At 66.0% G+C, this 13,127-nt stretch carries 15 protein-coding genes and 1 pseudogene; 8 read left to right on the top strand and 8 right to left on the bottom strand.

Going from position 1 to position 13,127, the window contains the following annotated elements; translation table 11 throughout:
• The 4 genes and pseudogenes from V5A38_RS02180 to V5A38_RS02165 all read left to right on the top strand — a co-directional run.
• A pseudogene (locus V5A38_RS02180) lies at positions 1-228 on the top strand (hypothetical protein); the annotation flags it as partial.
• 317 nt (positions 229-545) lie between these two features.
• Positions 546-1,016, top strand: coding sequence for a pyruvoyl-dependent arginine decarboxylase (locus tag V5A38_RS02175; RefSeq protein ID WP_332324108.1), 471 nt, complete (start codon positions 546-548; stop codon positions 1,014-1,016).
• Positions 1,017-1,131: 115 nt separating this feature from the next.
• Complete coding sequence (locus V5A38_RS02170) at positions 1,132-1,512, top strand: DUF5811 family protein (protein WP_332324107.1); 381 nt, start codon at positions 1,132-1,134, stop codon at positions 1,510-1,512.
• Between the two features lie 96 nt (positions 1,513-1,608).
• A complete protein-coding gene (locus tag V5A38_RS02165) occupies positions 1,609-2,463 on the top strand; it encodes a GAF domain-containing protein (protein ID WP_332324106.1) in 855 nt (284 codons plus the stop codon).
• A 304-nt stretch (positions 2,464-2,767) separates the two neighbouring features.
• Here V5A38_RS02165 and infB read toward each other — a convergent pair whose 3' ends face one another.
• On the bottom strand, positions 2,768-4,582 hold the full coding sequence (gene infB / locus V5A38_RS02160; RefSeq protein WP_332324105.1) for a translation initiation factor IF-2: 1,815 nt from the start codon (positions 4,580-4,582) through the stop codon (positions 2,768-2,770).
• Between the two features lie 269 nt (positions 4,583-4,851).
• On the opposite strand from infB, the gene V5A38_RS02155 reads away from it, so the two are divergent.
• Positions 4,852-5,097, top strand: a complete 246-nt coding sequence (locus tag V5A38_RS02155; RefSeq protein WP_332324104.1) for a PRC-barrel domain-containing protein — start codon at positions 4,852-4,854, stop codon at positions 5,095-5,097.
• Positions 5,098-5,556, top strand: coding sequence for an NOB1 family endonuclease (locus V5A38_RS02150; protein ID WP_332324103.1), 459 nt, complete (start codon positions 5,098-5,100; stop codon positions 5,554-5,556).
• Between the two features lie 375 nt (positions 5,557-5,931).
• Here the strand turns inward: V5A38_RS02150 and V5A38_RS02145 are convergent, their stop codons facing one another.
• Entirely contained in the window at positions 5,932-6,660 is a 729-nt protein-coding gene (locus V5A38_RS02145; RefSeq protein WP_332324102.1) for a CPBP family intramembrane glutamic endopeptidase, read from the bottom strand.
• Positions 6,661-6,703: 43 nt separating this feature from the next.
• Positions 6,704-7,990 (bottom strand): glucose-6-phosphate isomerase, encoded by a 1,287-nt coding sequence (locus tag V5A38_RS02140; protein WP_332324101.1) that lies wholly within the window; start codon positions 7,988-7,990, stop codon positions 6,704-6,706.
• Between the two features lie 280 nt (positions 7,991-8,270).
• Between V5A38_RS02140 and V5A38_RS02135 the strand changes: the two genes are divergently transcribed.
• Both V5A38_RS02135 and V5A38_RS02130 read left to right on the top strand, forming a co-directional pair.
• Positions 8,271-8,804, top strand: a complete 534-nt coding sequence (locus tag V5A38_RS02135) for a hypothetical protein (protein WP_332324100.1) — start codon at positions 8,271-8,273, stop codon at positions 8,802-8,804.
• 121 nt (positions 8,805-8,925) lie between these two features.
• Complete coding sequence (locus V5A38_RS02130) at positions 8,926-9,405, top strand: DUF5812 family protein (protein ID WP_332324099.1); 480 nt, start codon at positions 8,926-8,928, stop codon at positions 9,403-9,405.
• Positions 9,406-9,524: 119 nt separating this feature from the next.
• Here V5A38_RS02130 and V5A38_RS02125 read toward each other — a convergent pair whose 3' ends face one another.
• The 5 genes from V5A38_RS02125 to V5A38_RS02105 all read right to left on the bottom strand — a co-directional run bounded on the left by V5A38_RS02125 (position 9,525) and on the right by V5A38_RS02105 (position 13,071).
• On the bottom strand, positions 9,525-9,830 hold the full coding sequence (locus V5A38_RS02125) for a hypothetical protein (RefSeq protein WP_332324098.1): 306 nt from the start codon (positions 9,828-9,830) through the stop codon (positions 9,525-9,527).
• Positions 9,831-10,043: 213 nt separating this feature from the next.
• Positions 10,044-10,988, bottom strand: a complete 945-nt coding sequence (locus V5A38_RS02120) for a D-2-hydroxyacid dehydrogenase (protein WP_332324097.1) — start codon at positions 10,986-10,988, stop codon at positions 10,044-10,046.
• Between the two features lie 63 nt (positions 10,989-11,051).
• Positions 11,052-11,450, bottom strand: a complete 399-nt coding sequence (gene msrB / locus V5A38_RS02115) for a peptide-methionine (R)-S-oxide reductase MsrB (RefSeq protein WP_332324096.1) — start codon at positions 11,448-11,450, stop codon at positions 11,052-11,054.
• Between the two features lie 302 nt (positions 11,451-11,752).
• A complete protein-coding gene (locus tag V5A38_RS02110; RefSeq protein ID WP_332324095.1) occupies positions 11,753-12,409 on the bottom strand; it encodes an HAD family hydrolase in 657 nt (218 codons plus the stop codon).
• Positions 12,410-12,492: 83 nt separating this feature from the next.
• A complete protein-coding gene (locus V5A38_RS02105; RefSeq protein WP_332324094.1) occupies positions 12,493-13,071 on the bottom strand; it encodes an FAD-dependent oxidoreductase in 579 nt (192 codons plus the stop codon).
• Positions 13,072-13,127 lie beyond the last annotated feature (56 nt).

The following is a 13,127-nucleotide window of genomic DNA, read 5'->3' as shown; positions in this document are numbered from 1 at the left end:
AACGAAACGGCAGTGAACGAAACGATCGGGAACGAAACGGCAGTGAACGAAACGACGGTAAACGAGACGACGAACGAAACGACAACTGACGACGGGGCTGTGGGCGATCCAGAATCCGGGACCGGATCGACAGGCGAACCTGACGGCACCGGAACAACGGACGATGAGACCGCTGCGAAAGAGGCCGGCAGTACCACGACGCCCGAATCGGACAACCAGACCGGGTGAACGTCGAGATAGGGAGTGGTTCACGAAGTCAGCGGACGGCTGTGCTCGTTCTGTTTCTCCCTCACTGATACTGCCGGACAGAACGATGCAACCATCGCTCACCGTGAATCGGCCGTCACCTCGTGTGATGGTTAGAGACTGGTGGGCGAGTCTGTATTTACTTCTGTCCGGCAGTATGAGCACCCCGTAGAGGAAGGGTCACGCCACAAACGGGATCCCGACTGTCCCCGGCCGTCTACCGGGAGCCTCCACAGCCGTCGATCCACTACCGACCCTCGTTCCGGAGCCCCTTTCTCCGCAGCGCGCCGATATCGGATATGAGCATCATCCACGTCGTTTGCGGCGCCGGGACCGGCCCGACCGAGAAGGCCGCCTACGACGCCGCTCTCGCGGACGTGAACCTCCACAACTACAACCTCGTCCCCATCTCCTCAGTCGTCCCCGCCGAGGCCGAGGTGGTCCGGGTCGAGCGGGCGCCCGACCTCGGCCCGGCGGGCAACCGACTCAACGTCGTCCAGGCGACAGCCACCGCGGTCGGCCCCGAAACCGTCGCCGCCGGCGTCGGTTGGACGACCGGTCCGGGGCCGGGGCTGTTCTACGAGGCCGACGCCGAGAGCGAGGCCGAGATAATCCGACAGCTGGAACGCGGACTCGACGCCGGTCGGGAGCTTCGCGACTGGGCGTTCGACCACGAGGAGACGCTGGTCGAGTCGGCCGAGGCGACGCCCGGTGAGCACACCTGCGTGGTCGTACTCGCGGCCTACGGCGAGAGCGAGCCGGTACTGTAACGCGATTTTTCCGAATACCGGCGCCTCAGCCGATGACATGCCCCCGACAGACCGTGTGAAACCGACACACAGAGGGCGGTGGGTTTATCCGTGGATACCGCGAAAATGGGTTAAGATGAATGGAACTAACTACGCAGGGAGCGCCGGCGTCGTCGGTGGGGGTCGGCGATCGAACGACGTCGAGCTCTCAGCGGATCAGAAACAGGGCCTGCGACGCGCCGTCGCGGGCATCGTTTCTCGAACTGAGTCCTATCTGCCGGAAGGCTACGTTGTCGGTTCGGAGCTCTCCTACGGGACCAACGGCCCGCAGGCGACGGTCGCCGTTCGACCGCCCGCGGGCCATCCCGTGAGCGCCGGCTTCACGCCCGACGCGGAGGATCTGGAGGCCGGCCTCGACGACGCCGACCGAGACGAGGTGGCACAGGGACTCGCGGCGAGTGCCGCAGCACAGATGATGCACGCCGTTGGCGAGAACCCCGTTCCGACGGCACGCTAGCACGATGGCGGCGCAAGACGGTCCACACGGTGTTTTCACCGACTCCTCCCGTGCAGCCGTCGCTGATACCTCGAGACCGAACCAGGGTGACCACTCGTGACGCTGTCGACCGCGAGCGCCGCGCTGGAAGCCGTCAGCGACCCGTACTTCGTCGTCGATGAAACGGGAACGCTCTGGGAGTGGAACGACACCGTCTCGGAACTGACGGGTGTCGACGATCAACGGCTCTCGGAGTACGCTGCCGCCGACCTGTTCGTCGACGAGGACGGTGACACGGTCGGTGCAGGCGTCGAAACGGCCAGAGCGTCCGGGAAGGCGACAATCGAGGCAACCCTCCGGCTCGCCGACGGAAGCGTCTGTCCCTACGAGTTCGACCTCGCTGGGCTCGAGGACGGCACCGTCGCCGCGCTCGGCCGGGACATCAGCGAACGTCGGGCGCAGCATGAAGCGACCCAGAGCCGCGAGCGTATGCTCAGGGGGGTGTACGACGTGATCTCGGACACCGACCGCTCCTTCGAGGAGCGGGTTCGTGCGCTGCTCATGCTCGGCCGGAACGAACTCGACGTCGACTACGGGACGCTCTCCCGAATCGAGGAGGAAGAGTACGTCTTCGAGGTCGTCCACACCGAGGACGATACGATCCAGGCGGACGAGATCGTGCCGCTCTCGGAGACCAACTGCGAACTGGTCGCGACCGACGAGCAGACGCTCGTGCTCAGCGATATCGGGACAGACGCCATCGAAGAGACTGACCGCGACGGCTACGAGGAGTGGGGAATCGCCAGTTACCTCGGTGCCCCGGTTTTCGTCGAGGGCGAGGTGTACGGCACGTTCTGTTTTTACGACACTGAGCCCCGGGCAGAGCCGTTCTCGGCCTGGCACGTGACGCTGGTAGAGCTGATGAGCCGGTGGGTAGGCTACGCACTCCAGCGCCGGCACGACCACGAATAGCTCCGCCGACAGAACGAACGCTCGACAGCTTCACCGCTATCGTGAGCCCCGACCTGCAGATCCGCTGTACGTGCTCTAGGGCCCGCTCGAACTCGTGGAGGGCGACGAAGACGAGAACATCCAGCGGGCGGAGCGAGCCGTCGACCGGATGGAGAAGGTCATCGACGACCTGCTCGTGCTCGCGGCTCTGTGATTTTGTCGGGGGACCCTTTGGAGGTGGTGTCCGTCGGATTCGTCTGGCGGGTTTGACCCCGACCGTCGGCTAAAACCCTCGAATCTGTGTAGAGTTTGGCTACTCAGACGCCTACTTCCCCCAGAACGGGTCCCGATTCCGCATCTTGTCCAGATACGCGTTCAGCGCCTCCCGCTCGTCGGCGGGAATCTCCTCTTTCAGCTCCTGTTCCAGGATCTTGGCGTGTTTCTCGGGGAGATCGATCCAGAGTTCGTCGCCTTCCTCGATCTGCCGACCCACGGTCGGCCCGTCGATGGCGACGCTGACGCGACTGCCCGCGCGGGCCTCGCTCACGTCCTCGCTCTGCTCCTGCATCCCCGAGAGCTCGCCGACGCGGACCTTCTCGCCGTCCTCGAACTTCGCCACGCGGCGGTTGTTCTGGATCGTGCCGGCGAGAATCTCGACGCCGACGACCGCCGGGTTGTTCTGGCGGAACGTGTGGTCCTCCAGAATCCGGAACCGGGCGGGCCGGTGAATCTTATCGAGCACCGTCTCCTGCTGCTCGCGCTGGAGCTCCTCGACGAACTCATCGTAATCCTCGACGAGCTGGTAGATGACGTCGTGGCTGAACAGCTTCACGTCGTGCCGTTCGAGTTCGCGCTCGGCGTCGGCGAGCGTGTCGACGTTGAACCCGAGGATGACGCGGTTCTCCTCCTCGTTGGCGGTGCTCGCGACGGCAACGTCCCGCGGCGCGATGTCGCCCACCTCGGCCCGGAGGATGGGGATCTCGGTCTCCTGAAGCGCGTTGGCCATCGCCTCGAGGCTGCCGAGCGTGTCGGCCTTGACGACGACGCCCTGCTCTTGCGTGTCGACCTCGATCTCCGAGAGCTCCTGTTCGACCTCCTCGATGACGTCCTCGAGCGGGCGCCCACGGACGACTCGGACCGGCGCGCCGGCCATCGCGTCGTCGAGGTCCGGCGCCGCCAGCTTCACTCCCGAGGCCGCCTGGACCTTGTCGAGGCGCTCGAACTGCTTTTCGGTGCGGATCTCCGAGAGCGCCTGCGGCCGCAGCAGGGCACGGGCCTCCGTGACGATCGGTCCCTCGACGCCGCCGACGACGACGCTGTCGCCCTCCTCGACGGTGCCGTCGTAGAGCACCACGTCGATGGTGGCGCCGAACCCTTTCTCGTCTTTCACTTCCAGCACCGTCCCCTTCCCGGGGCCGGAGAGGTCGATCTCCATCTCCTCTTTCATATAGCGCTGGGAGAGCCCCATCAGCACCGCGAGCAGGTCGGGGATCCCCTCGCCGGTCATCGCCGAGATTGGGACGACACCGATATTTCCCTGGAAGTTCTGGACGCGCCAGTAGAGGTCCGCCGAGAACCCCGCATCGGAGAGCTGGCCGATGATCTCGTAGAGGTTCTCGTCGAGCATCCCGCGGGCGCGCTCGGACTGGGCCTCGTAGGTCACCTCGACGGGCGCATCGGGCTGGGGGTTCCAGCCGGGCGTCGTGTCGATCTTGTTCGCGGCGACGACGAACGGGGTGCCGGTGCGCCGGAGGATGTCCAGCGCCTCCTCTGTCTGGGGCTGGAACCCGTCGTTCACGTCGATGACGAGCACCGCGATGTCGGCGAGCGCGCCGCCGCGGGCCCGCAGCGTCGAGAACGAGTGGTGGCCCGGCGTGTCGATAAACAGCAGCCCGGGGAGGTCGAAGTCGTCAGCCAGCACGAGTTCGCCAGCCATCGACGAGACCGTCTCCAGCGGGACTGCCGTGGCCCCGATATGCTGGGTGATCGCGCCGGCCTCGCCTTCGGAGACGGCGGAGCCGCGGATCTTGTCGAGCAAGCTCGTCTTCCCGTGGTCGACGTGGCCGAGGACGGCGACGATCGGCGTTCGGAGCGACTCGCGGGAGGCGTCTGCATCAGCGTCTGAGTTGGCGTCAGGCATCGAAAATCACCGAGAGAACTCTCTTCTCAGAATTTTATCGGGGACGGCAGTTACCTGTTTCGACTCCCGCATGAGACCGCGGCGAGGTTCTGTGGCCGCCGAGCCGAGTCCGCGGCGGTTCAGATAGTCACGACGTCGTCTCCGTCATCGGAGCACGAGGCTGCGGTCGGTCGCTCGCCGTGACTGGCTATGCGCGCCGCGGTCAGTTGGGGCACACTCACGGAGATATCCCCGTGGCGTTTATTTGGTAGCACGCTGTTCAACGGGGTATGGCCGATATACTCGCCGAGAATCTCTCGGGGAAAGCAGTCATGGGCTCAGACGGCACGGAGCTGGGCATGCTGTACAACATCACGATGGACCTCAAAACGGGCGAGCTTCACGACCTGCTGGTCTCGCCCAACGAGGACACACCTCGAGGGAAGATCAACTTCGAGCGCGACGAAGGCGGCCGGTTCCGGGTCCCCGTCTCCCGGGTGCAGGCCGTGAAAGACTACATCGTCATCCGTCGGTAGATGGAGGTCCTCGACACGTCCGCGTTTATCCACGAGTACCACAGCGATGCCGACGCGGTCTCCATCCCGCTCGTCCAGGAGGAACTGGAGGACGAGCACGCCTATCGCTTCGACGCGATGGAGGGCGCCGGCATGGAGATCCACCTCCCCGCAGAGGAGACGGTGAACCGCGTTCGCCGCGCCGCCGGGGAGACCGGCGACGCCGGGGAGCTGTCAGACACCGATACGCGGCTCCTCGCCGCCGCCTTCGAACTCGATGCGACGCTGGTCACTGACGACTACGCGATGCAGAACGTCGCCGAGAAACTCGGCATCGACGTGCAGGTAATCGCCCGCGAGGGCATCGAAGAGGAACGCGAGTGGACGTTCCAGTGTGTTGGTTGTGGTCGGGAGTTCGACGAAGACCGCGAGCGCTGTCCGATCTGCGGGAGCGATCTCTCGCGGAAGAACCCGGCTTAAGCACCGGTATCAGCGAGTTTTGCGGTGTCTTGATTCACAGGGACGATGGGTGTCGGAAGCGGTGGCTCTATTCGGCAGGTTTTGAGAATTAACTAGCGCTCGAAAGAGGGTCAACAACACAGGTAAGCCCTGCCCGCTCGGCTCGGGGGCCTCGCTGCGTCCGTACGCGACCCGGCGCGAGGGATGTGTGAGTAAAAGGAGCGAATCGGCTGGGGAGGCTGTGGCCGGTGCCGTGTGGTTGGGCGGGACTGATAGTGATTACTGCGAATAGTGTCATCGACGGTGTCGAAAGCCGCCGGTTCAGGGGCTCCCCTCACCGACACGGATGGTCACGGCGGGACAGACTCGCAGTAATCACTATCAAACGACACGGAATCAACCCGTCACAGCGAGATACTGAATCGCGAACGCGACGGCGTTGAACCCGCCATGTGCGAGCGTCGGAACGACCAGGTTCCCCGTTCGCTCGTACAGCACGCCAAGCACCGACCCGAGCAGGAACGCGATGAGCACGTAGGCGAGCGCACCCATCACCGACCCCGAGCCGACCGAGTAGTGCAACAGCCCGAACAGCGCACTCGCACCGACGATGGCCGGCCACGCGCCCCAAGCACGCTTCAGTAGCCCCTGGATCGCCCCGCGGAACAGCAGTTCCTCGGCGGGCCCGACGACGAGAACGGAGAACAGAACCATCCAGAGGAAGTAGACCGGCTGGTGGCTCTCCGGGTCGATCGCGCGGTTCTGGACGGGCGCGATTCCGAGGGCGCCGAGCGCCGCGAGCAGTCCGTACTGGAGCACGTAGAGGAGCACGAGGCCGCCGATGGCGAGCGCGAGTTCCCGGCGGTCCGGCGCGTCGGCAGGGAGCAGCGACCGGTCGCCCGCAGCGGCGACGAACAGTAGCGCCGGCGCGACGAACCCCGCGAACTGGAAGGCGGTCTGTGCGAGCTGGAACGCCGTGGTCCCGGCGGCGACGCCGATGGGCGCCGCGAGCGCCTCCCACGCGCCAACGGCGAAGCTCGCGCCCACGATCCCGCCGACGAAGAGAATACACGCCTGCACCGTGCCCAGAAGCCGCGAATCCGACGCCGTCGACGGCTGGCTCATACGGAACGAAGTCGGCCGTCGGGGATATCCGTAACGGTCGCGCCTACTCCACGAGGAGCTGCGCTCGGTCCCGGACCTGCTCGGACTCCGCGAACTCGCCGCCGCCGAGCAGGCCGCGCGCCGCCTTCTTCCCCCACTCGACAGCGGGCTGGGTGAACGTCGAGAGCCCGGCGAGTTCGCCGTAACAGATGCAGGCCGCTTCCATCCCGAACAGCAGTTCGCCGAGTCCTCGCTCGTCGACGCGGTCGATCTCCACCCGGACGTTCGGGCAGTCCGCAGCCGCCAGGCTCGCCTCCGTCGCGTCGAGCTCCGCGTCGAGCAGCGTGCCGAGCGAGGAGCCCCCGAGGTACGAGAGCCCCGAAAGCTCCGTCTCGGGAATATCCCGGTCCGCGCGCTCGGTCGGGCGCACGAGCGTGACGAGTTTGTCCCGCGGGCCAGCCCGGTAGAGCTGGAGCTGGGAGTGCTGGTCCGTCGCGCCGAGTGCGCGGGCGGGCGTCTGGCCCTGGCCGTCCTTCCCGAGACTCTCGGCCCAGAGCTGGGCGAACCACTCCGCGAACGTCTCCAGGGACTCGGCGTAGGGCATGAACGCGTTCGTCGCCGCGCCGCGCTCGGCCAGCGCGTAGCTCACCGCGCCGTAGGCGTAGGCGGGGGCGTCGTAGAGCGAGCCCGAGAGCCGGTCTCGCTCCGCGGCGGCGCCAGCGAGCACGGCGTCGATGTCGTGGCCCTGGATGGCCGCACAAGCAAGCCCGACCGTCGAGAGCGCGGCGAAGCGGCCCGGGACGCCTTCCGGGACGGGAAGGGCGGGCAGGTCGTGTTTTTCAGCAAGGTTCCGAAGGTTCCCCTCGGATCCGGTGGTGACGACAGTGCGCTCGGTCCAGTCGACGCCCTCGCGCTGCATCGCCTCCCGGACGACCAGGAAGTTCGCCAGCGTCTCCGCGGTCGTCCCGGATTTCGAGACGACGTTGACGGCGGTCCGCGAGAGGTCGAGGGAATCGAGCAGGCGCGTCGTCTGCTCGGGGTCGACGTTGTCGAGGAAGTACGCGGCTGTCTCACTCTCGAGCGCGTTCGCGATGGTTGCGGCGCCGAGGGCGCTCCCGCCGATGCCGACCGTGAGCACCGTCTCGCTGTCCTCGAACGGCGCCACTGCAGCACGAATCTCGTCAGTATCGGTTCGTTCGGGCAGGTTGAGCGCGGCGTAGCCGAACTCGTCGGTCTCCATCCCCGTGGTGATACGGTCGTGGACGGCCGCCACCTCCGCGTCCAACTCGTCGAGCGCCTCGCGGTCGAGTGCAGGCTCGCCCCCGAGCGCGTTGGCGATGTCGATGCGCATAGCGGAGGGCGGGCCGGGAGGGGGAAGTAGCTTCTGAGAACGGCTAATAAACTGGATACTGCGATAGCGAATCGCGGTTGTACGATAACGAGAGTAGCCCCGGTACCAAGCTAAGACAGTTCCGACAGCTGGACGACGACTCGGCAAGAAGCTCGAGCGGTTCGGCGAGGAGAGCATCCCCCTGACAGCGAGGCTGACACCCACACCCGGCGGTCGTAGAGCGTCTGCGCGACGGCGCTGGCTCGGGGCGTTTAACCATCCCCACCGCGAAACACAGCCGATGGGAGACGGCTACCGCGGCCTGTTCGGCGCGTTCCCCTACGCCTTCACGCGAAGCGAGTCGAAGCTGTTCAAAACGTACGTGGTTGTTGGGGGCCTCGCCGCCGGTCTGCTTGCGCTCGTGTTCGCACTCGCGGTGGTCGTCGTCTTCGGGCGGACCGCCGGCATGCAGGGGGGGAGCCTCACGCTCTCGCGTTCGTTCGTCGCACTCATCGGCCTGCTCTCGGTGCTGCCCGTAGTCGCGCCGGTGCTACTGGTCGCGCGAGCGCGCCGGAAGGGCGAGGTGGGCTCGCCAGCCTACGAGCCGCTGCTGGCGGTCGGCGGCTACGCGTTCCTTCTCTCGCTCTACCTCGTCGCCATCGCGTCGATGCCCGAGACGTTCGTGCTGGATGGCGAGACGATGACGAGACCGCAACCCAGCGGCGTGTTCGCGCCGGTAGTCGCTGCACTCTACGCACTCCCACCGATCGCGTCGCCGCTGATCGCACTCGTTCCTGTCGGGGTCATCGCCGCCGTGCAGCGGTGGGTAAGCTGAGTCGGTGACGGCCAGCCGTCCAGCGCAGTGGGCTGCGACGGTGATGGCCAGCCGTCCAGCGCGATGGGCTAACCCCCGAGGAGAGCGAAATCCCGAAACCCCTCGGGCGCCCAGTTCGCGTATGAGCGATATCGAGGGCGGGACCGAGGGCGTTTTCCTCGTTACCCACGCAGACGACGAGAGTGCAGTGCTGAAAAACGTCGACAGCGGGCAGGTTCACACGCTCTCCTCGAACCCCGGCGTCGAGCAGGAGGACGTCATCGAGGGCACCGTCGCTCCTGAACCGCCGCTGGACGTGACCGCCGAACTCGTCGAGGTGGACGAGCGCCGCCCGCTAACTCTGGAGGAGAGCCGGGAGCCGCCGACGACCCAGGAACGCGAAATTGCCGAGAGCCAGGAGGTCGGGGAACTCACCCGGAAAGAGCGCGCGGGAATCGGGGAGCTCCACGTCATCTCTGTCCCGGAGGAGGAGACCGAGGCCGCCGTGCAGGACGTGCTCGACGACCGCGAGGCAGCGCTCTCGCGGGCGGCTCGACTGGGCGTGAACCGGGTAGAAATTCGGTCGGAGCCCGGGCTGGTCAGCGTCCGGTATCTGCCCTGACACGGCTGTTAGTCGCTTCCGCCGGCCGCCTCACTCTACGCGTCCGGCCGACCTGCGCCGGCCGCCTCACTCTACGCGTCCGGCCGACCTGCGCCGGCCGCCTCACTCTACGCGTCCGGCTACCTCGGACAGGCTGCTTCGCTTTGCACCAACCACCCGCCCTCAATCGGCGCGTCGCGGGTCGTGAACTCGACTTCCGTCTCGGGGCCGACCCTCTCACCGTCCGTTTCCTCGATGCGGAGCGACACGTCCAGCGAGTCGCCACAGCAGCCCACGTCGACGAACTCCTCGAACTCGTCGCCGACGGCGACATCGCCGAGCGTCTTCCGGAGATAGCCGACGTAGCGGTCGGCGGTTAGCTGGTCACGGCCCCAGTCGCTGAGCTCCTCCGGGTAGGATATGACGACCTGACTTGCAGTTCCCATACCCGAAAATAGGGGTCGCGCGTGCCTAAACGTTCGGTCCAGTTCGCGGTCCTCGATGATCTCCACCCATTCTCGGTCGACGCGCCCGCTCCCGACGACTGAGGAGTCGACGAGTTCGTCTCCCACCTGACCCGGTTCCCTAATCGCTCGGGACCAACACAACCGAAATATGTAGATTCAGGACCCGGCGGGACGGTAGCCCGTCGCGCCGGCTTAGAGAACCCGGTTGACGTAGGGTTCGTCGGTGCCGAAGCGGCGGTAGTTCTCCCCGATTATCTCGGCCCAGCGGCCGGCTTTCTTCGGCGTCGAGCCCGCCATATGCGGGGTCAGCAGCACGTTCGAGAGGTCCCAGAGCGGCGAGTCCGCGGGAAGCGGTTCGGTCTCGAACACGTCGAGTGCGGCCCCGCGGATCTGGCCGTACTGGAGCGCACGGGTCAGCGCCGCCTCGTCGGCGACGGCGCCGCGGGCAATATTGACGAGGACGGCGTCACGGGAGAGCAGGCGGAACTCGGCGCTCCCGATGAGCCCCTCGGTTTCCTCGGATAGCGGACAGGCGAGCACGAGATAGTCCGCGCGCTGGCAGAGTTCGGTGTAGCCGTCGGTGCCGAACGCCTCGTCCACGGCGTCGGGCATAGTCTCCGGGTTCCGTTTCGTGCCGAGCACCTCCATCCCGAACGCCGAGCCGAGTTCGGCGACGCGGCTGCCGATCGAACCGACGCCGACGATGCCGAGGGTTTTCCCTTTCAGTTCGCCGCCCTCGACGCGCTCCCAGCTGTTGCGCTCCTTGTTGTGCTGGGACTCCAAGAACCGCCGCTCGAAGCTGAGCATGGCGCCAAGCACCTGCTCGCCGATTGGTTCGGCGTGGACTCCCGAGGCGTTCGTGAGCACGATACCGGCCTCCGCCATCGCCTCCCGCGGGTAGCTGTCGACGCCGGCCGAGAGCGCCTGAACCCACTGCACGTCCGCCCGGGTGAGCAGGTCGGCGTCGAGTCGGCCGGTGACGAGCGCGTCGGCCCGGTCGAGGCGTTCATCGGTCTCCTCGGGCGTCGCCGCGGACAGGATCTCCGCGTCTGGAAGCTCCTTCGCCAGTGCTTCGAAAAGGTCTTCGGCGGTTTCAGGCGGGACGGTATGGGTAACCAGCAGTGTCGGGTCGGTCATGGCCGCCGGTTTCCCCGCCCGCGTCAAAAGCACTCGTGTCGTGGCTCCTTCTCGGGGTCGAGCTTACTCGTCGTCGAACGCCAGCGCAACCGAGTTGATGCAGAACCGCTTCCCCGTCGGTTCAGGGCCGTCGTCGAACACGTGGCCAAGGTGGCCCTCGCAGTTGGCACAGACGACCTCGATGCGGGACATACCGTGGCGGTCGTCCTGACGAGTATCGACGGCGTCGTTCTCGGCAGCGTAGAAGCTGGGCCAGCCACAGCCGGATTCGTACTTGGTCTCGGAGTCGAACAGCACCTCGCCACAGCCCTTGCAGCGGTAGATACCGTCGTCGCTCCGGTCGACGTGCTCGCCGCTGAACCTGGCCTCGGTGCCGCGCTCGCGCAGGATCTCGTACTCCTCGTCGCTCAGTTCTTCGCGCCATTCTTGCTCGGATCTGGTTTCGGGCTCGGTTTCGCTCATTAGTGACTGTAAGGGTTCTGGTGGCCTAACGGTTCCGCTAATTCGGGGTCAGTTGGGAGGAACCGAGGTGGGAAAACGCGAACAGCGTGAGCGGCAACCCCCTCCGAAACGCGAGCGGCGACGGCGCCGCAAGCAGTTGCGGCCGCTGGGCAGAAGGCGGTGCGGGACGATTGGTCAGGGGAACTCCGCGGTCGTCCCTGGAGAAGCGGTCCCAGAAGTAGTCGTCATCACAATAGTTTCCGCGGCCGGACCCCGAACCCCACCGTAAGCCAACCCACTACCCTATTCCACAGAAAACCGAACTACCGAACAATCCCACGCACGTCGTGCAGGTCATCGACGACGTGGGTCGGCCGAACCGACAGCTCGTGATGCCGCCTGTGGGGTCGGCGAATGAACGCCGAGTCGATACCAGCGTTCACCGCTGCCGTGATGTCGTCCTCCCGATCCCCGACGTAAAGCGCGTCCTCGGCATCCAGATCCACGAGCGCGCGCTCGATGAAATACGGGTCGGGCTTCTTGCGTCGCAGGTCGGCCATCGTCGGTTGCCGACCGTAGGCCGTGTCGAACAGCTCCGAGACGCCGAAGTGGTCGAGCAGGAAATCCACCGTCTCCTGCTGGTTCGAGCTCACGACTCCCATCGGAAGGTCGAGATCCGAGAGCGTCGGCACGTCTTCGAACAGCGGTTTCCCGCCCGACTGGACGTACTCCCGCTGGGCCTCGTGAGAGGTGCGATCACGGATGCGCCAGAACTCCTCGATCGAGAGGTCGTAGGCGTCACAGACCGCCGAGAGCGACTCGGGGGTGACGCCGACGACGATCTCCTCAACATGCTCGGGGTCGGGGTCCTCAACACCGGCCTCGTCGAACGCCTGCCAGGCTGCCTCGTGGAGGACATCGTACGCCGTCGTGTCCACGAGGACGCCGTCGTTGTCGAAGACGACTGCGTCGTAGGTCATATGTATCCGAGACGGAGCCCGGTGAAAAAGGTTGTGTGGGGCCTCAGAGCATGTATTATCCGATATACTGGCGCCCACTGAGATCACGACCCACACAACGACGAGCATCCATCGACGACCGCTTCAACAGGTGTCCCTGTGGTCCACTGGCCTCTGCGGGAGCCGAACCCACGGCCAGCAGACAGTCCGTCAGTCCAACCCCTCGGCGTCCCACCCGTCGCGGTAGCCCTCGAACCGCGAAAGAGTCCGTCGATGCTGGTCCGGCCCACGATGGGTTCCCCGTCAGGTGTGTCCGTCCCGAGGCCGACCCACTCGTCTCGCAGTTCCGCCTCCGCCAGCACAGGAAGCAGCCGTTCGGCCCAGCGAAGCGCCGAGTCGTGGGATTTGAGCATCGGTAACGTGTACGACAGCGGCTCGTCGAGCTGGAGGGCGAACACGGGTGAGTACATATGTTCGAGCGGGAGGTCGAGCCCCGCAAGCGCGGCGACGCTGTGGTTCCACGGCCCTGGCGCACAGACGACGTAATCGGGGTCGACCCTCCCGCTGCCATCCGTTTCGAGACGGGTCACCGTTTCGTCTGCCGTATCGATATCCGTGACCTCGGTGTTCGTCTCGAACCGCACACCGTTGGCGGTGGCGCGCTCGACGAACTCCAACGCCAACGCCAGAGCGCCCCCTCGACGAGCTCCGTCTCGAGTGGCGGGATGATGAACTGGTC

Origin of the sequence: Halolamina sp., from assembly GCF_036626355.1 — an archaeon.
Taxonomy (GTDB): domain Archaea; phylum Halobacteriota; class Halobacteria; order Halobacteriales; family Haloferacaceae; genus Halolamina.
The sequence above is the reverse complement of the archived record's forward strand: the minus strand, read 5'-3'. Positions and strand labels throughout refer to the sequence as shown.

Coding starts and splice junctions, on each gene's coding strand:
- V5A38_RS02175 (WP_332324108.1), top strand. CDS start 546: ATGAGCATCATCCACGTCGTTTGCGGCGCCGGGACCGGCCCGACCGAG.
- V5A38_RS02170 (WP_332324107.1), top strand. CDS start 1,132: ATGAATGGAACTAACTACGCAGGGAGCGCCGGCGTCGTCGGTGGGGGT.
- infB (WP_332324105.1), bottom strand. CDS start 4,582: ATGCCTGACGCCAACTCAGACGCTGATGCAGACGCCTCCCGCGAGTCG.
- V5A38_RS02155 (WP_332324104.1), top strand. CDS start 4,852: ATGGCCGATATACTCGCCGAGAATCTCTCGGGGAAAGCAGTCATGGGC.
- V5A38_RS02150 (WP_332324103.1), top strand. CDS start 5,098: ATGGAGGTCCTCGACACGTCCGCGTTTATCCACGAGTACCACAGCGAT.
- V5A38_RS02145 (WP_332324102.1), bottom strand. CDS start 6,660: ATGAGCCAGCCGTCGACGGCGTCGGATTCGCGGCTTCTGGGCACGGTG.
- V5A38_RS02140 (WP_332324101.1), bottom strand. CDS start 7,990: ATGCGCATCGACATCGCCAACGCGCTCGGGGGCGAGCCTGCACTCGAC.
- V5A38_RS02135 (WP_332324100.1), top strand. CDS start 8,271: ATGGGAGACGGCTACCGCGGCCTGTTCGGCGCGTTCCCCTACGCCTTC.
- V5A38_RS02130 (WP_332324099.1), top strand. CDS start 8,926: ATGAGCGATATCGAGGGCGGGACCGAGGGCGTTTTCCTCGTTACCCAC.
- V5A38_RS02125 (WP_332324098.1), bottom strand. CDS start 9,830: ATGGGAACTGCAAGTCAGGTCGTCATATCCTACCCGGAGGAGCTCAGC.
- V5A38_RS02120 (WP_332324097.1), bottom strand. CDS start 10,988: ATGACCGACCCGACACTGCTGGTTACCCATACCGTCCCGCCTGAAACC.
- msrB (WP_332324096.1), bottom strand. CDS start 11,450: ATGAGCGAAACCGAGCCCGAAACCAGATCCGAGCAAGAATGGCGCGAA.
- V5A38_RS02110 (WP_332324095.1), bottom strand. CDS start 12,409: ATGACCTACGACGCAGTCGTCTTCGACAACGACGGCGTCCTCGTGGAC.